The following is a 21,188-nucleotide window of genomic DNA, read 5'->3' as shown; positions in this document are numbered from 1 at the left end:
TATCGCAAGGCTGGGTACGTCTGATTCTAAAGCTGCCCGGATTTGGCTGCAAATCGGCTGCGGACGATGCCGTGGCGCTGGAGCTTATCGTAGAACGTCTTGCGTGGTATGCCGAGTTCCGCGATCGTACGGCGGACGTCGCCTCCATTGGAATCGAGCGCCTCCCGGATGATGTTGGCTTCATAGCGGTCCATCCGTTCGGGCAAGGAAAGCGTCTCGGCCGTTTCTGTCTCCAACAGAGGGAGCTTTGCCGGCAACTGCTCAACGCCAAGGATGAAACGCTCTGCAAAATGTGACAGCTCGCGCACGTTGCCGGGCCAATCATGATCCCGCAAATGGCGATGAACGGCCGACGAGATCGCCGGAACCTCTCGTTTGAAGCGAGTAGCCGCACGCTCGGCAAAATGGCCAAAGAGGAGCGGAATGTCGTCGCGGCGCTCCCTAAGCGGCGGAATGGAGATCGTCACAACGTTGAGCCGGTAATATAGATCCTCGCGAAAATCCCCACGCCGTTGCGGGTCTCCAAGATCCACCTTTGCGGCGGCGACAACGCGAAGGTCAACGGGCCGGACTTCATTGGTTCCGAGGGGCGTCACTTCCCGCATCTCCAGAACGCGCAGCATCTGTATCTGGGTCGATGGCGGCATGCTCTCGATTTCGTCCAGGAAAAGCGTGCCGCCGTTCGCATGCTCGATGCGTCCGACGCGCTTCTTCTGCGCTCCCGTAAAGGCGCCGGCTTCGTGGCCGAAGAGCTCGCTTTCCATGACCGTCTCAGGCAGAGCTCCGCAATTGAGCGCAACAAAGTTGCCGGATGCTCTACGGCTCCATCGATGCAGCAGGCTGGCGACGACTTCTTTGCCGCTGCCGGTTTCGCCCGTAACAAGCACGTCGACCTCGGTGTCGGCGATCTGCCGCAAAGTTCGACGCAGCCGCTCCATGGTCGGCGTCTGCCCGATCAGCGGCAGGTCGTCGCGTGCTTGATCGGCTGCCTGGCGCAAGACCCTGTTTTCCAAAATGAGGCGGCGCTTTTCTACCGCTCTTTTGACTGCTTGGACCAGCCTTTCGGTCGCAAACGGCTTGGTAATGAAGTCATAGGCGCCGTCCTGCATGGCCTTCACGGCCATCGGAATATCGCCGTGGCCGGTGATCAGGATCACCGGCAGGTCCTCATCTTCTTCCTGTACGCGCCTGAAGAGCTGCAACCCGTCGATGTGCGGCATGCGTATGTCGGAAACGACCGCGCCCATGAGATCGCCCTCAAGAGCAGAAAGTGCTTCACTTGCCACCGAAAAGGCCGAAACCTTGAACCCCGCAAGCTCAAGTGTTTGCCGGGTGGCCCGCAGAAGGTCCCTGTCATCATCGATAAGAAAGATTGATAACGGATCGCTCATGCTTTTGCTTTCAAAAGGTGGACGGTAAAACAGCTGCCGTTGTCGTTGCTCGTAACATCGATCCGGCCGCCATAATCGGCAACGATATCCTTCGAAATCACGAGGCCGAGGCCCAAGCCTTTTTCCTTGGATGTATGGAACGGTGTGAATAGTGTGCCGAGAATTGTCGGTGGAATGCCGGGGCCATTGTCGGAAACAGCCACCGCGACAAGTTCGGGCGTTTCTGCAACGGATATCTCCACCTTTGCGTCCGCGCGGTCGTCGAGCGCTTCAAGCGCATTCTGGAGGAGATTGATCAGGACCTGTTCCAGCCGGATCCGATTACCCAGCACCAAAAGGCCTGCCGGCGGCAATCGAACGTCAAGCGCATTTAGCTTTCCGGCAAATCTGCTCTTCAACAAGACGATGGCACCTTCGATGATAGAGCGTAGCTCAACGGGCTCAGCCGCGGTCCTTCCCTTGCGCGCAAAGGCTTTCAATTCCTCGGTGATCGTGCCGATTCTTTCGGTGAGCTCGGCAATGGCGCCAAGGTTTTCATCCGCCGGGCCTGGCTCTTTGCGCTGAAGGAAGACGCGGGCATTGTCTGCATAAGCGCGAATGGTGGCGACCGGCTGGTTGATTTCATGGGCGACGCCAGCTGCTACCTGGCCGAGGATAGCGAGCCGGTTTGCCTGAACGAGTTCTTGTTGCACAATTTGCAGCTTCGTTTCCGTATCACGATGATCGACAATTTCCGCCTGCAGGCGATCACGAGCGCGGCTTAGTTCCTCTGTCCGGGCGACAACCCGCCGTTCCAGTTCTTCGCGCATGGCCTGTTGGCTGGCTATCTTCATTAGCGAGACCTGCCGTCTTCTCAGCAAGAAAGCGGCGATTGCGAAAATGGGCAGCAAAAACGCCAATGAAAGAAGCCGCATCTCCCGCACGGCGGACGCGACCGGTAGTTCGGTCGGCACCAGGTATTCCAGCCGCCATGGCGTTGTCGGGACGACCGCGGATAGGTGGAGATACAGGGCTTCACCGCGACCAGGCAGTACGGCGGAAACGATCGATACGTCCGTATTGGTGGCTACCGCAGGCATGATGGGAAGCTGTGCCAGCGGCGCATCTCCAAACTGGAGACTGTTCCGAATGGAGGCGAGATCCTGCTGCTGTATTGGTCGTGTCGTCATGAAGCGCCAGGAAGGTATGCTCGTGATCAAAACGACTCCATGTTCGTCCGTGACGTAGACGGGCCGACTGGTGTCGCGCCAGTCATGTTCCAAGCGGTCGAATTCCATTTTGACGACCACGACGCCAAGAGGAGCCGCCGCGCTGCCAACCCTGCGGGAGATGTAAAGGCCGGGGCGTTTGCTGACGCTGCCAAGCGCGAAATGTTCGGCTGTGCCGTCCTCCATCGCGCGACGGAAATAGTCCCGGAACGCGTAGTCGTTGCCGACGAAGCTGATAGGTTCGCGCCAATTGCTTGAGGAGACTGCTATCCCATTCGGGCCAACGACATAGAGCACGGCGGCTTGCGTGCCGGCGACGAGGCGTTCCAATTTGCGGTTCAAGCGATCGGCTGCGTCGCCATTTGCCGATGAGAGCGCATCGAGAACCTGTTGGTCCTCCGAAAGCAGAAGCGGCAGCGCGCGGGGGCGCTCTAGCACCGCCGTCAACAACGCGATTTTGAGATTGGCGTCGGTGCGGCCCTGGTTTCCCAGTGTCTCGATGGCGAAACGCCGGCCGTAGTATTCCCCTCCGGCGAGTGCTGCGGCGGTAAGGGTTGCAGATACGACCAGGAAGAAGAACCAGACCCGTCGCGTCTGCGAGTTGAGGTCCTTCTGCGTTTGGAAGCTCTGCATGGTGGATCGCTGATGCATGGCGGAGAATGTGCGTAATTTCGCACACGGGTCAAATGAATTTGTGCGAAAAGACGCGCAAATCGAGTTGCTTTCTTAAGCCAATCGGAAAAGTATCAGGTAAAACAATATGTTGGCGATAAACCTCAGACTGGCACGCAGGTTGCAAAAGCTATGCAGGCAGCCGCCGAAGGCTGTTGAATCGCCAGCTTATCTGCCCCGGGAGGCCGTCGTCGGTTGGGGGCTTTATGGAGGATTACCATGAGCATAGCAATTCCAGCCGCGTCAGCGCGCGGCAAAGTTCCCGTCTATCGCCATCTCTATGTGCAGGTCATTTGCGCAATCTGCGCAGGCATCCTTTTGGGTCATTTCTATCCTGAGATCGGTACGACGCTGAAACCGCTCGGTGACGCATTTATCAAACTGGTCAAGATGATTATTGCTCCGGTCATCTTTCTGACCGTCGCAACCGGCATAGCCGGCATGTCCGATCTCCAGAAGGTCGGACGCGTCGCGGGCAAGGCGATGATCTATTTTCTCTCCTTCTCGACCCTGGCGCTTGCCGTCGGTCTTCTCGTTGCAAACGTCATCCAACCAGGTGCCGGCATGCATATCGATGCGGCGAGCCTCGATGCCCAGGCGGTCGCGACTTATACTGCGAAAGCCCATGACGCGACAATCACCGGCTTCCTGATGAACGTCATCCCGACGACCATCGTCGGCGCTTTTGCTGATGGCGACATCCTGCAGGTTCTGTTCTTCTCGGTATTGTTTGGTATTGCTCTTGCCATGGTCGGTGACCGCGGCCGTCCGGTCGTGGATTTCCTGCAGGCGTTGACGACCCCGATCTTTCGCCTTGTGGCGATCCTGATGAAAGCTGCTCCAATCGGCGCTTTCGGCGCGATGGCTTTTACGATCGGCAAATACGGCATCGGCTCAATCGCCAACCTGGCCATGCTGATCGGCACCTTCTATCTGACCTCGCTACTTTTCGTGCTGGTCGTTCTCGGAGCGGTCGCCCGCTACAACGGGTTTTCGATCCTGGCGCTGATCCGCTACATCAAGGAAGAATTGCTTCTGGTTCTTGGCACGTCGTCGTCAGAGGCTGCCCTTCCTGGCCTCATGGCCAAGATGGAACAGGCCGGCTGCAAACGTTCCGTTGTCGGTCTCGTCATTCCGACCGGCTATTCTTTCAACCTCGACGGCACCAATATCTACATGACGCTGGCTGCCCTGTTCATCGCTCAGGCAACGGATACGCCGCTCTCCTTCGCAGACCAGGTCCTGCTGTTGCTGGTCGCGATGCTGAGTTCGAAAGGTGCAGCGGGGATTACCGGCGCGGGCTTCATCACGCTTGCTGCAACGCTGTCGGTGGTTCCCTCGGTTCCCGTCGCAGGCATGGCGCTCATCCTTGGTGTCGACCGCTTCATGTCGGAATGCCGCGCTCTGACGAATTTCGTCGGAAATGCCGTTGCCACGGTTGTCGTCGCGCGCTGGGAGAACGAGTTGGATCAAACAAAGTTTGCCGCGGCACTGGCGGGAGATTCGCTGGACGCTGCCGCCCTGCCGGCACTGCAGGCAGCGGAGTAAAAGCAAATATCCAGTGGAAGACCAATAGGCAAAAGCAGTCGCGCCCTCTAAGGGCGCGGCGTTTCCGAGTGGGGCGCCCGGCATGGTGACGCACAGGCCGAGCTCTCTTCGGTTGGGCCGCCATCGGTTGAAGCTCGCCCAAGCTTTCGAAGTCTAGAGAACCGTCGCTCGTCCGCCGTCGATTTTAAGGACGGTAAGGTTGCCGGTATAATAGGCGCCGGTGTCGATGCCAATTCTTCCGGGGCCAAGGTTCAGGGACGGGTGTGGCGTATGCCCGTGTACGACGAGAACCGGGAGTTTAGGCCCTTCGCTCAGGAAAGGATCGCGAATCCACAGCATGTCTTCGTCATCCTGTTCATCGAGCGGGACGCCGGGTCTGATCCCGGCATGAACAAAGAACAAGTCGGCGATTTTTAGACAGATGGGCAGATCGGCGAGAAATTGTCTGTGGCTGTCAGGCACAGCCTCCGTCAGCAGTTCACTCAGTTTCGCATTCCGATATTTCTGACGGACGCCCAAGTGATGCAGGTCGATGCCGTAAGACATCAAGGTCTGTTCGCCGCCTAAACCTAGCCATTCGGAATAAAGCTCGGGTTCATTCAGGAATTTGAGGAAGATGTCGTCGTGATTGCCGCACAGAGGAAGTCGTTTCAGCCCAAACTCGCTCGGCCTGATGAGATATTCCAGAACTTGGCTAGAGCTTGGACCGCGGTCAACATAATCGCCAAGCAGCACGATAGGGCCGGCCCGCTCGGATGTGTTGATATCCGCTGCGATCTGCGCCTCGGCATTGTTAAGCTCTTTGAGGCATCCATGCACATCACCGATGACATAGATCGGATAGCTCGGGATGGCCCGGCCAAGATCGATCCGGCGGCGCTTGAGATTACCGACACTTGTGGCGCGACGTCCCGAAAACCAGTCTTTGAGTTTGCGCATTCTCGCTGCCGTCAGTCTTATTAAGGTCATCAACGATGACAATGGGAATTGCCGCCTAAGGGAGTCTTAAGAAGGATTTGCATGGGACTATCAGACCTATTGCAGGAAGACGATAAAGATCCTCGGAAACAGGTGATTTCTTATTCGTTATAGCACTCCTTTGAGGAGGAGCCGCAGGCGGGGCATGCCCACTCTTTGATCTGCTGTTCTTTTAGGCAGGAGTACTAATGGTCAATGTCAGCCGCATAATTATGACTAATTTAGTATGCGTATTTGATGGGTCAAATTTATCGATGTCGCGACACGAGAGCAAAAAAATTATATAAATCAGGCATTTAATATATCTGAGTGGCAATAAAAACTTGCGGCATCGCCTTCTGTGGCCTTGACGTGATAACTATATAAGTTATTCATTCTTGAATGGCGATAATCCGCCCGGCCTTCGCTATCCGCCTCAGACTGCTCGTATCTTCGCGAGGCCAAGTTGTTAAAGCCTAAGTTGCCAAGGTAGGTCATGATGGGACAGCGCGATAAGAGTACCACCGTTGCGGTCTGGATTGGACGGCATGAGTTGCAGATGATTAAGGAAGCTGCGGCTCAGGCGGGAATGACGGTTTCCAATTTCTGTAGAACGGCTGCTCTCGAATTCGGGGGGATCCAACCATTTTTCTCCGACGAGGATCGCTTGTTACTGCTCCATCTGCGTGACGAGTTGCGAGCAGAAGGTTTCAATCTTACCGGTGCATTGATTGCTCTTAACCGTGCCGAGCGCTTTTCTGACTTGCCGTTGAAGAAGGAAATTTTGTCGATGCAGCGCGTAATCGCTGCACTGTGCATTGAACTATCGGGATGCGCGAGAAAGGAAACGAGACAGCGGAGGACCACCTCATATGTGGACCAGCTTACATCACTTCGAGGAAGAGTGGCTCGCTCGGCGTCAGAGTCTTATTCTGGAACTGTCGACGAAACCACCATCTCTCGATGAGGAGTGGTGGCGACGTGGAAGAGCGGGTTCGGCTGAGCCGCCGGCTGGGTTCGGAGCGGGGCTTCGTCGATCGGCGACTGGCAGCAAGGACCGCGGTCTTGAACTTGACATGCGGCAAAGGTTCGCGCGCCTTGCGACAGGCGCACAGCCTGCCGTTGTGAAGGTTTTGAGCTTCGGAGAAAGCTCCGGTGTCAAAAAGCTCGTAAAATATGTCTCGAGGGGTGGTGAAATTGCGATCGAGAACGAACGTGGCGAGAGATATGGCGGGCAGGACGCGCCGGCTGCCATCTATTCCGATTGGCGGCCCGTTCTTGGCAATCGCCACGCGAGCCGGGACATCGGGCTGTTCACCGTCGAGATTTCGTGGCGGTCTCCTGATCTCCGACTGCCGAGCGACAGTCAGGCTATCTTGAAATCTGTTTTCACTGACAGGCCGTTCGCATTCGCCGTGAGCCAGGCCGCTCATGCGACCAAGATCGAGGGCGTGGTCGTCCTCTATTCACCAACTCAAGGCCGTCTTGTCGCCACAGGGGATGATTACGATGCCGCAAAAGAGCGGTTGAAGAACGCGCTGGCGGAAAAGGCTGATGCGGTTGAACTTCGCATTACCGGTCAGGGGCATGGTGTTCGCTTTGGCACAGCACTGCTCCGGCGGCTTGTTGAAAGCCGCACGGGTCAAGTTCGTAACGATCGCGGGGAGATTGTCGCAGACGTTAAAGCAGCCAAGTCGCTCGTCCAGCGTGAATGGCGCTCAAGCCTTCAAAGCCGGGGGCCTCGCGACACCATCCATGTCCTGGTTGCGGCTCCCCTCGGAACCGACGCGACGCGGTTCCAAGATGCAGTCCGAAATTTTCTGGCACATGAATTCAGGGGGCATCGGTATATTTTCGCCGTGCATGATCCGGAAAACGATCCGAGACCGCTACATGACGGAGGCAAAAGGCCCCACCCGCATGCTCATGCGGTGATCGCAACGCTCTCCGACTATGGGGATCGGCTTAAGGTTTGGATTTCGGATTTGGCGCGGTGGCGGACGCGGTTTGCAGAAAATGCGCGTGCCAACGGTATCGACCTGGAAATGACCGAGCGCCGCGAAACGGCTTCTTCACCCGCTTATTCTCATAAGCAAGTTCGTCCTACCAACTACGTGGGACGCACCACGTTTGAGGGTACCAGTGCCGCGGGACAGCACCGATATGAAAACAAGCGGTGGGAGGTTCCGCATCTTTCGCGTTCGGATTACGGCCGACACAGTGAACTCGCAAGGCAGAATTGGCAGATGCTTGCTATTGAAGGCCGTACAGAAGCGGTTCGCCAATTTGCAATGCGCACTCTGGCTCGTTTTGAGGAGGCAGATCGACGGAACGGCCAACAGGCAGCATTCTTGCGAACTCCATCGCTCGGAGCCGAGGGGTTTCCCAGCGCAGCCGGCAAGCAATCAGGAAACGCAAAACCGGAAATTCAACACCGCTTTGAGCAGGAAGGATCGACGGTAAACAACGGACAGCAACGGGGGAGGTCGTCACCGGTCCCAAACCAACAGGGCCACGCCGATCCCCAGAGGCGACAGGAAAAGGAGGGGACAGACGTTCAAAAAAAGCGGTCCGTTCGATCAGTTTCAAGCGCAGCGGCCTCATTGCTCGACGCGATCGGACGAGCACGTGAAGCGAGGGTTTCTTTCCATTCCGACGACTATGACGGTGATGCCGCAAGATCGGACGCTAAACGCATGATTGAGGCAGGAATCTCCAGATTCGCCGAAATCCTGGGCGAAAAACGTGACTCTCCAATTGAGGAGCCAAACGCTCCACGGCCCCCCCGCTCACCGGAGCAGGCGCGAGATGCTACTTCAATTCAAACTCGGGAGGATAGGGGCGGCGAGACAGAGCGGTCAGCTCGTGAAGGAAGTCCAGATGCGGCTGCAAGGATAACGTCTCAAACTGTTGAAAGGGGCCGCGCTCCAAGTGAGCGCAAATTAAACCGCGATGACTACGAACGGTAAGGCGACGCTTTGGCTCCCCGTGAGCGGTTGTCGATCCTGATGGGTATCTCAGTCAGGCATCCAAATACCAATCATATATCGGCGATATCAGCTGGATATACCACGGCGGAAGAGCAGATCGTGCTAATCTACCACAGCGTGTATTTGGAATCACCTTGGACGGCATTCGATCAATGGCAGCTGCATATTATGAAATCGATTTCTGGAGATCCCTCATCACCTGACAAAACAACGGACGCTTACACCCGGCTTAAAGCGGCTGTGATGAGTTATAGGTCGTTTCCCGGAACATTCTTTAACATTCGGACACTTGCCGAGAAAATGAAGGTGAGCCCGACGCCGATCCGGGAGGCGTTGATCAAGCTTGTGCATGAAGGAGTGATCGGCTTCGTTCCGGGTAGGGGCTATTACGTCAAACCGCTCGATCTCGATGATTTGCGCGCTGACTATGAATTGACATTCCTAATGCTTCGATTTGCGATCGAAAGAAGCGCCAACCCGTTCGACCCACATGATTTGCCTCTTCTTCCAGCAAATCATAGCCATATGCCGGACGAAGGTGATTTGGCCCGAGCCTGCGCCGCTTATGTGGAGAGTTTCTACGAACGGATTGCGCTCATGGGCGGCAATCTCCGTCTCGTGCATTCGGTGCGCCAATTCAATGATCGAGCTCGAGTTGTCCACCTCCTGGCGCTGAAGTCGATGCCCCGACCACTTGACGTTCCATCGGATCTCAATAGGCTCGCTCACCTTTTGCAAAGTGGCTCGCGCAAGCAAGCGCTACGCATGCTTGAGCTACGATGTCAGGAAACGATGTCGATGCTCCCCGAACTTGTGAAAACCATTCATCTGCGCGCGCAACATGTTCCGACGCCTCTCGAGGAGCTCGTCTAAGCATCGTTCACAGGGGCACGAATTCTCCTCCATTGACGTCAATCACTGCGCCGTTCACGAAGCTGGCGCTATCGGAGGTGAGGAAATCAACGACCGCTGCAACTTCATCCGGGCGGCCTAAACGTCCAAGGGGTATGCGATGACGTGCGGCGGTGTTTTCCGGACTATCTGCGGGACCCGTCATATCGGTAAGAATGCGCCCGGGCGCAACTGTGTTGATGGTGACGCCTAGTGCGCTATATTCGCCCACCAGTGATCTAGCCAGACCGGCCAAAGCGGACTTTGACACTACGTAGCTTGTTCCCGCAATGCGCGGAAGGGTACGCGCCGCGACGGATCCAATAAAGACAATTCGGCCAAAACCAGCCGCTGACATGGCTGGCGCAGCAAGCTGGCAACATGCCATCGCTCCTGTCAGGTTGACCGCTAACGTGTCGTTCCATTCCTGCTGCGAAATACAACCAAATGCGGTCCTTTTGCCATTTGATTTGGGCGACGATCCGGCGTTGAGGACAAGAACTTTCGGATGCTCCCAGAGCGACTTCACCTTGACGAAAAAACCCTCGAGAGCGTCGAGGTTGCGGATGTCGACCTCCGCAGCGATGACGCGATCAGTGCCGAACGCCTCAACGAGAAGTCTACGGGCGTGGTCGACTTTTTCCCTATTTTGACTGAACACGGCGACGCGATGCCCGCTTCGCAGGAGCCGTTGTGCGCAGGCAAGGCCTATCCCTGTCGTTCCTCCCGTGACGACAGCGACGCGCAAAGGGTTGTCATCTGTCATGCCACATCCTCCAGATGGGCGAATAGCGACAAGGGCGGGAAGGCGTGGGGGCTCGTCATGACCTCGATCAATAGAGGCCCTTCATACGCAAAGGCCTGGTCGAGCGCGTCAATTAAAGCTGAATGTTCCGCGACACGCAAAGCGGTGCAGCCGCAGGCTTCGGCGATTTTTACATGGTCGACGGCGTTAAGGTGGCAGGCGCTGGTGAAGCGTCCAAACTTCACGGTCTCCGCGTGTTTTTGAAAGCCGAGGATCCCGTTGTTCAACACGATAATGATCACCGGCAGATTGCAACGCACCAGAGTTTCCATCTCGGCCCAGCTGTGGGCGAAGCCGCCGTCACCCGCGACGACGACAACAGGCTGTTCCGGCACCGCCGCCTTCGCGCCGATGGCGAGCGGGAGGCCCCAGCCGAGCCCGGCAAGTCCCCTTGGGCTGATGAACCGCATCCCGGCTTTAAGGCTGCGCAATTGGCCAACGATCCACATGGAGGAATAACTGGCATCCGCCACAACCGTTGTTTCCGGGGTCAATCGCTTTTGCAGTTCGATCATGACAAGTTCGGGACGAAGAGGCGATTGACGGGGATCGATGAGCGATCGGCGATCGTCCTCAAAACTTGCCCAGGCTGCCGCAATCGTGTCCTCTACTGGTTTGCGGTTGGCGTGGCGGATACTAAGATCGTGAGTTTCAAGAGCCGCACAAAGCGCCGAAAGTGTCTCGCCGGCGTCGCCGACCAGCCGGATCGCTTCATAGCTGCGTCCAATCTCCTGTGGGTCAACGTCCACATGAATGACAGTTGCGGCTTGAGGGATAAGCCGCCAGCTGTCGGTGCCATTCTGATTGGTACGGGTGCCCACCAGTAACACCAGATCCGCGTCATCGATCAAAGCGCGGGAATGGCTGCCGAGGGATCTCGGACCGGTCATGGTGATGACGCCCGCCGAAAGGGGATGATTTTCGTCGACAGCGCCCTTGCCCATATTGGTGGTGAACACCGGGAGGCTGGCAAGTTCTTGAAGTCCGCCAAGCGCCGAAACGCCCTGGCCGTTGTGGATGCCACCTCCCACGATTGCGACAGGCGAGCGTGCCGTCGCGATGCGTTCGGCAGCTTCATTGATCAGGGTGTCGGCCGGTCGGGTAATATCGATCGGTGAAGATCCGAGACTGGAGCTGCGACTAAATAGTACAGGTGCTCCTGGCTCACGCAAGAGATCGGCGGGCAGGAGTAGCACGGCCGGCCCAGGGCGGCCGGAGGCGGCGGCAGTGAATGCCATGTCGATATAATCATCAATCCGCCCGGCAGTGATCACACGGCGCACCCATTTGGCGCAGGCCCGAAAGAGATCCAGGTGATCGAGTTCCTGAAATGCATTGCGATCGGCCTGATCGCGTTCGACGTCCTGGACGAGGGCAACGATTGGAACACTTGCCTTCATCGCTTCCGCAAGTGGTGGCACGAGCAGCGTTGCCGCCGGACCGTTCTGCGCCGCCACGACCGCCACCTTACCTATGCGGCGCGCGTAACCGTCGGCCATGGCACCCCCCATATTTTCCTGCCGGTAGGCGATTTGGCGGATCCCCATCGCTTCGGCCGCGAGGATAACCGCCGACGGGAGGCTCTGGGCGAAAATCGTTTCGACGCCATGTCGTTTTAGCGCAAGGGCAATACGTTCGGCCACAGTGGGATTTGGTTCGCAATTCATAGGGTCAGTTCCTCGTAAGCCAGAGCATGCTCGAAGGTCTGGATGATCAGTTCGATTTCGGTATCGCCCATGGCCGTCGAGAGGCTGGCGGCAGCGGCAAAAGGCAGGATAATCCCATGCTTTTTGAAATGCCGCCCAAGCAGGCGCATGGTTTCGGCTTCGCTTTTTGAAAGATAGGCATCTCGATATTCTCGCGGTGCATAGGGCTTTGGGTGAAGGCGAAACAGTGATGCCGAGCCGGTGACGCTGAATGGCGCTTCGTATTTTGCGATCACCTGCCGCAAACGCGCACGCAGATGATCGCCAAGTCGCTCGAGCCGGTCGAATTGCTCGATCGTCATGGCCGTCATGCTGGCAAGACCGGCGACCATGGAAATTGGATTGGCAGAAAAAGTGCCCGCTTGTGGGAGCAAAGGCGGACCGCCGCTTCCGCCGAACACGGCCATGGCAGTCTTCGTTCCGCCGACTGCACCGATCGGAAATCCCCCACCGATTATCTTACCCATGCAAATCAAATCGGGATTGAGCCCGAAGCGGGCTGATGCACCCTGATAACCTTGTCGCAAATTGAGAACTTCGTCGGCGATAACGAGAATTCCGTACTGTCTTGCTGTCTCAACGATAGCCGCAAGAAAACTGTCATCCGGTGCCAAAAGTCCAGCGCGACTTGGTACCGGATCGATCAAGATGCAGGCGAGTCGTTGGTGATTGGCCGCAATGCGGCGACGAGCCGCCGCAGCGTCGTTGAAACGAAGCAGAATAACGTCGTCCGTGACCGAGCGGGGCTGGCCGGCATAATTAGGAACCGTGATGGGCGCCTCGGGTGCCCCCCAAGTGTCGGGTGTCCCAGCTTGTCCGACCTCCGCCCAGTCATAGGCACCGTGGTAGGCGCCTTCAATCTTCGCGATCGCGGGACGACCGGTTGCCGCCCGCGCCGCCTTGATCGCAAACATCACGGCCTCAGTGCCGGTATTGACGAACCGGACCTGTTCGACAGCCGGGATTCTCTCGCACAGAAGTTCGGCGAGATTGATCTCGTGTAACGTGGGATTGGAAAAGCAGCTGCCGTCTTTGAGCACGCGGCGGGCGACCTCGATCACGGGCTCAAATGTATGGCCGTGGATGAGCGTGGTAAAGTTGTTGTTGAGATCGAGATATTTACTGCCGTCGACGTCGTAGAGATAGGCGCCTCGGCCCCAACCCACGTAGTCGGGGAAGGGGTCGCGATCGACCGTGGCGCGATTGACGCCATCGGGGATAACGATGCATGCCCGTTCGAAAAGTCCCTTAGAGATCTCCGTAAGGCTCGCTTGCTGTGGGGCTGGTGTTCGTATCGGCATAGGCTCCTCCGCGCCGGCGGTAAGCCAGCAATATGTAAAGGAAGCCAGATTTTCAATTTTGATGCAACAAAAAATTGCGAGCTTAGGTTGTTTTTGTGGTTACTGCTCGGAAATGGCCCGCCGCAACTGGCGGTAGCCGTCGCGGATATCGGCTTCGATGGCGGCGCGCACCTCGGCTGGTTCGCCGTTTTGAAGACCTTCCATCGCGGCGCGATGATTAGTCACTCCTGACCTGGAAATCGCAAAGTCTGGATAAAGATGGTGGAGGGTTGCGCCTATGCGCAGCCACAGTTGCTCAATCGTTGAGATCAGGATCGGCATGTTCGAGCAGCCGTAGAGGAGGAAGTGGAACTCCTTGTTTGCCCATAGGGCATCTGTATAGGCGTGCTTGTCCAGCGCTGAGTTGATACGGTTTTGGGCCTCTTCGAGTTGAAAAAGGATCTCCGGTGAGGCCTTTGCCGCACCCTTTTCTGCTGCCAAGCCCTCAAGTGCAAGCCGCATTTCCGTGACCTCTCGCAATTGCGAAAGTGTCAGGTTTGGAACGACCACTGTTTTGGGGCCGGCGTAGACCAGCGCGTGTTGGATCGCCAGGCGGTTTAGTGCGTCGCGGGCGGGTGTGCTGGACAAGCCAAACTCTTGGGCGATCTTCCTTACCGTGAGTTTTTCCCCAGGTCGGAACGAGCCGCGAAGCAACTTTTCCTTGAGGACTGCATAGGCCTGATCCCCTAAGGCGGCGCCTTTTCCCGATGTCTCGTCTCGCGGATCGTGGTTCTTGCTCATACTTTTCCTGCCCTTCTCGATTTGCCGAAACAATTTTGTTGCATCAAAGTCAATAACGATGTATTTTTAACAAATCATAGAGAATTAAATCTTCTACTGCCGCGATAGTTCGAGAGATCTTGTAGTAAAAAAATCAATCTGCGGAATATACTCAAATATATATCTCGCATAATTTGAAAAATGAATAAATAGTATTCTTTGGTGGTCGCTCTAAGGCATTCTGATCTTAAATTTTTCGTGAGGAGGAGGTTGAATATGAAAGGTGAAGCGGTAACGCTTGAAGAAATTGATAAGAGCTTTGCTAAGACTGCGGTCGTTCGCAACGTCTCGATTGCCGTCCAGGCAGGCGAGTTCTTGTCGCTGCTTGGTCCATCAGGTTCTGGGAAAACAACCCTGCTAATGATGATCGCAGGATTTGAGACACCCAATCGCGGGCGCATCAGTGTCGGGGCGCGGGATATCACCTTTGAAGCTCCAAACAAACGCGACGTGGGCATGGTGTTCCAAAGATATGCGCTGTTCCCACACATGACGGTAGCGCAGAACATCGCTTTTCCACTGCGAATGCGCCGCTTTGGTAAAGCGGAGGCTCGCGATCGTGTTGACGCGATGCTGGCCACGGTACAGCTAGAGGGGTTTGCCAACCGTTTGCCGCAGCAATTGTCGGGCGGACAGCAGCAGCGGGTCGCGCTCGCAAGAGCCCTGGTTGCCGAGCCGCCGGTCCTGTTGATGGACGAGCCCTTAAGCGCCCTTGACAAGAAGCTGCGTGAAACCCTGCAGATCGAGATCAAGCGGATCCAAAAACGTCTCGCCGTCACGGTCGTCTACGTCACCCATGATCAGGAGGAGGCGCTGACAATGTCGGATCGCATAGCGGTTATGGCGGAGGGTGAATTGATGCAGATCGGCGCTCCGGCCGACCTCTATCACCGGCCAACCAATGCATTCGTTGCCGGTTTCATCGGCAAGATGAATTTCCTCGACGGTGAATATCTTGGTCAAGATGGCGGTGAGGCGGTGGTCCGCCTTACCCAAACAGCGACGATAAAGGGCCCGGTTTCCATCGCACCTGCGGCTGTCGGTCAGCGTTTGACCGTTGCCATTCGTCCCGAGGATTTAAACGTCACGCCACGCGAAGGTTCATCGTCGCAGGGCTTAGCAGGCACAGTTGAAGCGGCCCTCTTTGTGGGGGCGGTCTATATCGTCTTGGTTGCGATTGAGGAACGTCCCGGCAAGGTCTTTGAGGCACGGTTGCCAGCCGCCGGCGGGGCGCAGCCATTCGTTGCGGGCGACCGAGTGAACATCACCTTTGAACCGCATGCGCTGCGGGTCTTTGTCAATCAAAAAAGGCAAGCGGCATGACGACACCAATGCGCATCGGAAAATTTGCTGGGCGGGCTGCTGCATCCATGACCAGCAGTCCATCATGGCGCCAATATCCTCTCGGCGTGTCGGTATTTTTAATCGCGCCGCTCTGCTTGCTACTCGGTTTCGGTTTTGTCTATCCGGTGGGGCGCCTGTTGGGCCAAAGCTTCTTTGCGCCGGAATTCGGGCTGGACAACTATCGCCGCCTTCTCGAAACACCACTTTATTTGCGCGTACTGGCCCGAACGGTCTTCGTTGCCTTGGCAGTAATGTCGGCAAGCCTGGTCCTCGGTTATCCGGTGGCATTGGCCATGGCAAGGCTGAGGCGCGGTCTTTCAAACCTGGTCATGGCCTGTGTATTGCTGCCGCTTTGGACCTCGGCATTAGTGCGCTCCTATGCGTGGATCGTGATCCTGCAACGGCGCGGTCTGGTCAACGACGTGCTTTTGGCATCGGGCGTGATCTCCCAACCGATCAAGCTCATATATACCGAAGGTGCCGTCATCCTGGCAATGACGCATGTGCTCGTGCCCTTCATGATCCTGCCGGTCTTCGGAGCGATCCGGGCAATCCAGCCGGAATTGGTACAGGCGGCGCGAAATCTCGGAGCGGGCAAGACGACGGTATTTGCAAAAGTCCTCCTCCCGCTCAGTCTGCCCGGCATCTTCGCCGGCTGCCTCATGACCTTCATCCTTGCCCTTGGCTTTTACGTGACGCCGGCTCTCGTCGGTGGTCCAAGCAGCCTCCTGATGGCAACCCTAATCGGCCAGCAGACAACAGAGACGCTCGATTGGGGATTTGCCGGCGCGCTTTCCACCGTCCTGCTTTGCGTTACCCTTTTGATCGTTCTCTTGTTCCGCAAAGCACTTTCTTACAATAGGGGGATTTCCAATGTCGCCTGACGCGGAGTTCGCGCTTGCAACGCGCCAAGTGGAAGAGGGTGGTGAGGGCCTTTTGCTGCTGCCTCGCCGCCGCCGGTCGCTTTCAAACTTCCTCACTTCGACGGTTGCAGGCTTTTTTCTGTTCCTCATTCTGCTCTTCCTGGTTTTGCCGATCATTGTCATTTTTCCCATGTCGTTTGGCAGCGCCAGCTATCTTGAGTTTCCTCCGCGCGGCCTGACGCTGAACTGGTATCGGCAATATCTGTCGGATCCGGACTGGCGCGCCGCCACCTTTTTCAGCGTCAAGATTGCGCTGGCGACGACCTTCTCGGCGACGATGGTCGGCACGCTTGCCGCCATCGCCTTCGCAAGGGGCAAGTTTTTGGGAAAAAGCCTGTTTCAGGCCTTGACGCTAAGCCCGATGATCATTCCCCACATCGTCATCGCGGTGGCCGTGTTTATCGCTTTTTCGCCGCTCAATCTGTCCGGTAATTTCTTCGGTTTTTTGATCGCCCATACAATGCTTGCGGTGCCCTATGTCGTGCTGACGGTGGTTGCCGCCCTTGAGCGTTTCGACACGACCCTCGAGCTTGCAGCTCTCAATTGCGGCGCCGGTCGCATCCGCGCCTTCTTCTCAGTTGTCTTGCCCAATATCCGGGTCGGCGTTGCCAGCGGAGCCGTATTTGCGTTCCTGGCTTCCTTCGACGAGGCGACGGTTGCGTTCTTCCTGTCCGGCGTCGAAGGAAAGACCATTACCCGAAAAATGTTCGAGGACATCGACTTTAATCTGACGCCAGTCATCGCTGCGGTGTCGGTGGTACTCACCGTCATATCGCTGATCGTGATGGGCGTATTGCAGGCCTTCAACCGCGCTACCGTCTCAGCACAGCGCTGAGCACAAAGATCATCAACAGCATAAACCAAAGGGGGCATTCCAATGTCTATTGTGCCTGTTCATTTGTGCAGATCGAACAACCAAGCTATCTCGGCGCCTCGAGCGCATTTGAATTTTGCCACGTGCTTGCTTGCTTTCTCCATTGCTGCGGCTAACCCCTCGTTCGCGGACCAGCAGATCGTGATTGCCACCACCGGCGGCACCTGGGAACGCCAGATGCGGGAGCATTTCTTTGACCCCTTCACCAAAGAAACCGGCATCAAGGTCGTGACGGTCTCCGGCACGGGGACGGAAAATGTCGCCCGCGTCAAGGCGATGGTGGCGACCGGCAAGATCGAATGGGATCTTTATCAGGCAGGCGAGATACAAGCCGCCTCGGACCTGCACCGGACCCTCAACGAAGACATGACGGCGTTTTGCGCCGACTATCTGGCTGACAAAGATCTGCTTCCAGATGCCTGCAACCGGTCTGGCGTGCTGTCTGGCTACGGCACGACATTGATGGTCTATAACACGGAGAGTTTTCCCAAAGGTGGACCTTCGAACTGGAGGGACTTTTTCGATGTCGAGCGATATCCAGGTCCAAGGGCCCTACCGAATTTCAACGATCCCTGGCGGGTCATGGCAGCAGCGCTACTTGCCGATGGTGTCGAGCCAAAAGTCCTCTTTCCGCTGGATGTCGATCGGGCCCTGAAGAAGCTTAATGACCTGAGGCCGCATGTCGGGCTTTGGTGGAAGACCGGCGATCAGTCGACGCAAGGGTTCAGGACCGGCGAATATGTGATCGGGCAAATCTGGCAGACCCGTGCGGCGGCTTTGAAGCAGGAAGGCCAGCCGCTCGCCTGGCGCCAAGACCAGGCGTTTTTGGTCGGGGACCGATGGGCATTGATCAAGAATGCACCCAATCGCGATAACGCGATCCGTTTTCTTCGCTATTTCCTCGATCATCCAGATGCACAAGCCAAGGTGTGTGAGGCGCTGGTCTGCACGCCTGCTCGTAATTCTGCGGCGATGGCCATGGGGGAGGCGGCACGCGCCATGGTTCCGACGTCGCCGGAAGTGTTCGACCGGCTGATCAAGCCGGATGCGGAATGGATCAATGCCAATACCCAGCTTTTGATCGAGCGCTGGAATGAATGGAACCAACAATAGTTTTCATTTGGCTACCTATGGGAGGTATATGATGACAGGTGGACCTTTTTGCATCGCTGTCGGTCGGTTCTATCACGAGTCCAATCGGCTTAACCCGCAACCGGCTGCACAAGAGCAGTTTGAGATCGAGCGGGGCGGGGCCGTTTTGAACGCTTCCGGTTCAACCTTGGCCGGAATTGTGAGCGAACTTCAGGGCGAGGCGATCGTCCAGCCGACAGTCTCCGTCGCCGCGCCGCCGAGCGGCTTGATCGACCATGAGTTTTACGAACAGGTCGCCCAGGAGTTTTTGGACGAGATCGAAAAACTGAAGCCTGATGCGGTGGTCCTCGACCTGCATGGCGCTGCTGCCACGAGTCGGCTTGCCGACCTAGAAGGGGATCTCCTTTCGAGGTTGCGGGCGTTGGTTGGGCCGGCGGTGCCAATCGGTATTGGTCTCGACCTCCATGCGCATCTTACCGATGCGATGCTACGCAGCACCGATATCTGCATTGCCTGCAAGGAAAATCCGCATTCCGATGTGGTAGAATGCGGCGCCAAGGTTGCAAAGCTTGTGCTTGAGGTTCTTCGGGGTTCGCTGTCACCCGTCACCACCAGTATTCGCGTGCCAATGATCTTGCCCGGGGCTGGCGAAACCGCCTCCGGGCCGCTTGGGGAAATCCATGCAAAAGCGAGAGCGATCCAGAAGGTCTTGCCTGAGATCATCGATCTGTCGATCTACAATGTCTTTCGTTACGCAGACGATCGCCATATCGGCCAGGTCATTACGGTGATGACGAATGGACCCCGACCCGTTGCAGCGAAGATCGCAAGCGATCTGGCCGCAGACTTTTGGCAATACCGGGAACGGTTCAAGGATGACCTATTGTCGATTGACGCTGCTTTCTTAAGGATTCGCGATCACGCGCAAGCAAGGCCTTATGTCATGGCGGATATGGGCGACCGTATTCTTGCCGGCGCTCCAGGCGATAGCGTAATTTTGCTGTCGGCTGCACTCGACCAGTTCACCGATCTCAAGGGCGCGTTGACGATCACCGATCCGGATAACGCCAGGACTGCCGTCGCTGCCGGGATGGGGGCTACGGTAACTTTGGAGGTCGGAGGGCAAATCACACCGGGCTTTGTTCCGCGCCAGGTGACGGGAAAGGTGATCCATGTCAGCGATGGCACCTTCACTCTGGCTGGTCCGTTTCATGGCGGCGAGGCCAGTTCGCTCGGTGACACGGCTGTCCTGTTGATCGAGGAACGGATATTCCTGGTTTTAACCAGCAAACCGGCCTTCAGCCATGATCCGGCAGTCTTCACCAGCCAAGGGATTGACATCGGCGCCATGGATTTTGTGGTTGTCAAATCCGGATACCATTTCACGATGAACTTTGCCGGTATCGCAACGCCGCTGCTCGTCGAAACACCGGGAGTGGGCTACTACAAGAAGGGTATCTTTTCATATGAAAAGTCTCGCTTTTGGCCCGAGCATGAAGTCGATTCATCTAAGATCACTGCGGTAGTTTACGCTGGTGTCAGGGCGATGACCGACAACAAATGCCAAGCCGTTGCTTAGCAGTATGAGCGCTCCATCCTGAGGGAGAATAGATCCTCCACGGTGATCCGCCGTATATCCTGGCGCAGACGCCAATGGCTAAGGAGATTGAAAATATGGCGCCTTGGTCCACGCAAGAGGGAAAGCCACGGCCAGCGATCGTCATCCGTCAGTGGTTGGCCACGGCTCATTTGGGCGACGATTTTCGATGAGCGCAGGCCGTCACCATCGTGATAGGACGCGCTTAGCCGCTCGGCGAGCGCAGCACCCACGACGGATTGCCCGAACCGGCGACGCCCGTGAGGACGATACGTCGCGGCAGCTCAAAGCGAAGCTGTGATGCCGCCGTCGACGTAAAGCACGTGTCCGTTCACAAAGGAGGACGCGCCGGAGGACAAGAAGATGCAAGCGCCGACCAATTCTTCCACCTTGCCCCAGCGGCCGGCTGGCGTGCGCTTTTCGAGCCATGTGGAAAAGGCCGGATCAGCCACGAGCGCGGCGTTCAATGGCGTATCGAAATAGCCAGGCGCGATCGCATTGCATTGCAGGCCGTATTTCGCCCAATCCGTCGCCATACCCTTGGTAAGGTTGCCGACGGCGCCTTTGGTCGCGGCATAGGGGGCAATGCCGGGACGGGCAAGTGCGGTCTGCACGCTCGCAATGTTGATGATCTTGCCCGCCCCGCGCTTGATCATGTGGCGTGCAACGGCTTGGCCGACATGAAAGACGGTCGAGATATTCGTTTTTAAGAGGCGCTCGAAGGCATCTGCGGGAAAATCCTCCAGCGGTGTCCGGTGCTGCATCCCGGCATTGTTGACGAGGATGTCGATCGCCCCGACTTGCGCCTCGAAAGTGTCGATAGCTGCGCGCACGGCCTGGTGATCGGTGGCGTCAAAAGCGAGTATATGCTTTGCTCCCAGCTTTTCGGCGGCCGCCTCTAACTTAGCCTGGTCTCGACCATTCAAAACGATCTCCGCACCGGCCCCCGCCAGACCGCGCGCCAAGGCAAAGCCGATGCCCTGTGAGGAGCCAGTGACAAGCGCGCGTTTGCCCTTTAGATCAAAAAGTTCAGTGCTCATCTTTTCCTCCCGAAGCGGTTCGTTGCTTCG

Annotated in this window: 17 protein-coding genes; 9 read left to right on the top strand and 8 right to left on the bottom strand. The window is 56.9% G+C overall.

Translation table 11 applies throughout. The annotated features are described in order from the left end of the window. Positions 1-26: 26 nt before the first annotated feature. Positions 27-1,391, bottom strand: coding sequence for a sigma-54-dependent transcriptional regulator (locus C5L12_RS10400; protein ID WP_105371969.1), 1,365 nt, complete (start codon positions 1,389-1,391; stop codon positions 27-29). Continuing rightward, on the bottom strand, positions 1,388-3,232 hold the full coding sequence (locus tag C5L12_RS10395) for a sensor histidine kinase (protein ID WP_245422833.1): 1,845 nt from the start codon (positions 3,230-3,232) through the stop codon (positions 1,388-1,390). The genes C5L12_RS10400 and C5L12_RS10395 overlap by 4 nt, the downstream gene beginning before the upstream one ends. Positions 3,233-3,490: 258 nt before the next feature. Between C5L12_RS10395 and C5L12_RS10390 the strand changes: the two genes are divergently transcribed. Next, positions 3,491-4,819, top strand: a complete 1,329-nt coding sequence (locus tag C5L12_RS10390) for a dicarboxylate/amino acid:cation symporter (protein ID WP_105371967.1) — start codon at positions 3,491-3,493, stop codon at positions 4,817-4,819. A 153-nt stretch (positions 4,820-4,972) separates the two neighbouring features. Here the strand turns inward: C5L12_RS10390 and C5L12_RS10385 are convergent, their stop codons facing one another. After that, positions 4,973-5,800, bottom strand: coding sequence for a metallophosphoesterase family protein (locus tag C5L12_RS10385; protein WP_245422832.1), 828 nt, complete (start codon positions 5,798-5,800; stop codon positions 4,973-4,975). Between the two features lie 475 nt (positions 5,801-6,275). On the opposite strand from C5L12_RS10385, the gene C5L12_RS10380 reads away from it, so the two are divergent. The 3 genes from C5L12_RS10380 to C5L12_RS10370 all read left to right on the top strand — a co-directional run bounded on the left by C5L12_RS10380 (position 6,276) and on the right by C5L12_RS10370 (position 9,639). Beyond that, on the top strand, positions 6,276-6,743 hold the full coding sequence (locus tag C5L12_RS10380; protein ID WP_157949028.1) for a plasmid mobilization protein: 468 nt from the start codon (positions 6,276-6,278) through the stop codon (positions 6,741-6,743). Between the two features lie 109 nt (positions 6,744-6,852). Then, positions 6,853-8,745, top strand: coding sequence for a hypothetical protein (locus tag C5L12_RS10375; RefSeq protein WP_105371964.1), 1,893 nt, complete (start codon positions 6,853-6,855; stop codon positions 8,743-8,745). A gap of 9 nt (positions 8,746-8,754) precedes the next feature. Further along, the gene (locus C5L12_RS10370) at positions 8,755-9,639 is read left to right on the top strand and encodes a GntR family transcriptional regulator (protein ID WP_157949027.1); all 885 of its coding nucleotides are present in this window, start codon (positions 8,755-8,757) and stop codon (positions 9,637-9,639) included. A gap of 7 nt (positions 9,640-9,646) precedes the next feature. On the opposite strand, the gene C5L12_RS10365 is transcribed toward C5L12_RS10370, so the two are convergent. The 4 genes from C5L12_RS10365 to C5L12_RS10350 form a co-directional block, all read right to left on the bottom strand. Then, positions 9,647-10,423: an SDR family NAD(P)-dependent oxidoreductase gene (locus C5L12_RS10365; RefSeq protein WP_105371962.1), complete on the bottom strand. Its 777-nt coding sequence runs from the start codon at positions 10,421-10,423 to the stop codon at positions 9,647-9,649. Continuing rightward, positions 10,420-12,129: an acetolactate synthase catalytic subunit gene (locus C5L12_RS10360; protein WP_105371961.1), complete on the bottom strand. Its 1,710-nt coding sequence runs from the start codon at positions 12,127-12,129 to the stop codon at positions 10,420-10,422. The genes C5L12_RS10365 and C5L12_RS10360 overlap by 4 nt, the downstream gene beginning before the upstream one ends. Beyond that, positions 12,126-13,469, bottom strand: coding sequence for an aspartate aminotransferase family protein (locus C5L12_RS10355; protein ID WP_105371960.1), 1,344 nt, complete (start codon positions 13,467-13,469; stop codon positions 12,126-12,128). The genes C5L12_RS10360 and C5L12_RS10355 overlap by 4 nt, the downstream gene beginning before the upstream one ends. 99 nt (positions 13,470-13,568) lie before the next feature. After that, positions 13,569-14,249, bottom strand: a complete 681-nt coding sequence (locus tag C5L12_RS10350) for a GntR family transcriptional regulator (RefSeq protein WP_105371959.1) — start codon at positions 14,247-14,249, stop codon at positions 13,569-13,571. A 255-nt stretch (positions 14,250-14,504) separates the two neighbouring features. Between C5L12_RS10350 and C5L12_RS10345 the strand changes: the two genes are divergently transcribed. From C5L12_RS10345 to C5L12_RS10325, 5 genes are all read left to right on the top strand, one after another. After that, a complete protein-coding gene (locus C5L12_RS10345) occupies positions 14,505-15,611 on the top strand; it encodes an ABC transporter ATP-binding protein (RefSeq protein ID WP_105371958.1) in 1,107 nt (368 codons plus the stop codon). Continuing rightward, positions 15,608-16,516, top strand: a complete 909-nt coding sequence (locus C5L12_RS10340) for an ABC transporter permease (protein WP_170109078.1) — start codon at positions 15,608-15,610, stop codon at positions 16,514-16,516. The genes C5L12_RS10345 and C5L12_RS10340 overlap by 4 nt, the downstream gene beginning before the upstream one ends. Next, entirely contained in the window at positions 16,506-17,390 is an 885-nt protein-coding gene (locus C5L12_RS10335) for an ABC transporter permease (RefSeq protein ID WP_105371957.1), read from the top strand. Before C5L12_RS10340 ends, C5L12_RS10335 begins: the two co-directional genes overlap by 11 nt. Before the next feature lie 108 nt (positions 17,391-17,498). Then, on the top strand, positions 17,499-18,542 hold the full coding sequence (locus C5L12_RS10330) for an ABC transporter substrate-binding protein (protein ID WP_245422831.1): 1,044 nt from the start codon (positions 17,499-17,501) through the stop codon (positions 18,540-18,542). Next, positions 18,523-20,100: a M81 family metallopeptidase gene (locus C5L12_RS10325; RefSeq protein ID WP_105371955.1), complete on the top strand. Its 1,578-nt coding sequence runs from the start codon at positions 18,523-18,525 to the stop codon at positions 20,098-20,100. Before C5L12_RS10330 ends, C5L12_RS10325 begins: the two co-directional genes overlap by 20 nt. Positions 20,101-20,402: 302 nt before the next feature. On the opposite strand, the gene C5L12_RS10320 is transcribed toward C5L12_RS10325, so the two are convergent. After that, positions 20,403-21,158: an SDR family oxidoreductase gene (locus C5L12_RS10320; protein WP_105371954.1), complete on the bottom strand. Its 756-nt coding sequence runs from the start codon at positions 21,156-21,158 to the stop codon at positions 20,403-20,405. Between the last annotated feature and the right edge of the window lie 30 nt (positions 21,159-21,188).

Origin of the sequence: Neorhizobium huautlense (genome assembly GCF_002968575.1) — a bacterium.
Lineage (GTDB): Bacteria > Pseudomonadota > Alphaproteobacteria > Rhizobiales > Rhizobiaceae > Neorhizobium > Neorhizobium huautlense.
This window is presented reverse-complemented; position numbering and strand designations above follow the sequence as displayed.

Excerpts from the sequence above, each read along its gene's own strand:
- C5L12_RS10400 (WP_105371969.1), bottom strand. The coding sequence starts at position 1,391 with ATGAGCGATCCGTTATCAATCTTTCTTATCGATGATGACAGGGACCTT.
- C5L12_RS10395 (WP_245422833.1), bottom strand. The coding sequence starts at position 3,232 with ATGCAGAGCTTCCAAACGCAGAAGGACCTCAACTCGCAGACGCGACGG.
- C5L12_RS10390 (WP_105371967.1), top strand. The coding sequence starts at position 3,491 with ATGAGCATAGCAATTCCAGCCGCGTCAGCGCGCGGCAAAGTTCCCGTC.
- C5L12_RS10380 (WP_157949028.1), top strand. The coding sequence starts at position 6,276 with ATGGGACAGCGCGATAAGAGTACCACCGTTGCGGTCTGGATTGGACGG.
- C5L12_RS10375 (WP_105371964.1), top strand. The coding sequence starts at position 6,853 with ATGCGGCAAAGGTTCGCGCGCCTTGCGACAGGCGCACAGCCTGCCGTT.
- C5L12_RS10365 (WP_105371962.1), bottom strand. The coding sequence starts at position 10,423 with ATGACAGATGACAACCCTTTGCGCGTCGCTGTCGTCACGGGAGGAACG.
- C5L12_RS10360 (WP_105371961.1), bottom strand. The coding sequence starts at position 12,129 with ATGAATTGCGAACCAAATCCCACTGTGGCCGAACGTATTGCCCTTGCG.
- C5L12_RS10355 (WP_105371960.1), bottom strand. The coding sequence starts at position 13,469 with ATGCCGATACGAACACCAGCCCCACAGCAAGCGAGCCTTACGGAGATC.
- C5L12_RS10350 (WP_105371959.1), bottom strand. The coding sequence starts at position 14,249 with ATGAGCAAGAACCACGATCCGCGAGACGAGACATCGGGAAAAGGCGCC.
- C5L12_RS10345 (WP_105371958.1), top strand. The coding sequence starts at position 14,505 with ATGAAAGGTGAAGCGGTAACGCTTGAAGAAATTGATAAGAGCTTTGCT.
- C5L12_RS10340 (WP_170109078.1), top strand. The coding sequence starts at position 15,608 with ATGACGACACCAATGCGCATCGGAAAATTTGCTGGGCGGGCTGCTGCA.
- C5L12_RS10335 (WP_105371957.1), top strand. The coding sequence starts at position 16,506 with ATGTCGCCTGACGCGGAGTTCGCGCTTGCAACGCGCCAAGTGGAAGAG.
- C5L12_RS10325 (WP_105371955.1), top strand. The coding sequence starts at position 18,523 with ATGAATGGAACCAACAATAGTTTTCATTTGGCTACCTATGGGAGGTAT.
- C5L12_RS10320 (WP_105371954.1), bottom strand. The coding sequence starts at position 21,158 with ATGAGCACTGAACTTTTTGATCTAAAGGGCAAACGCGCGCTTGTCACT.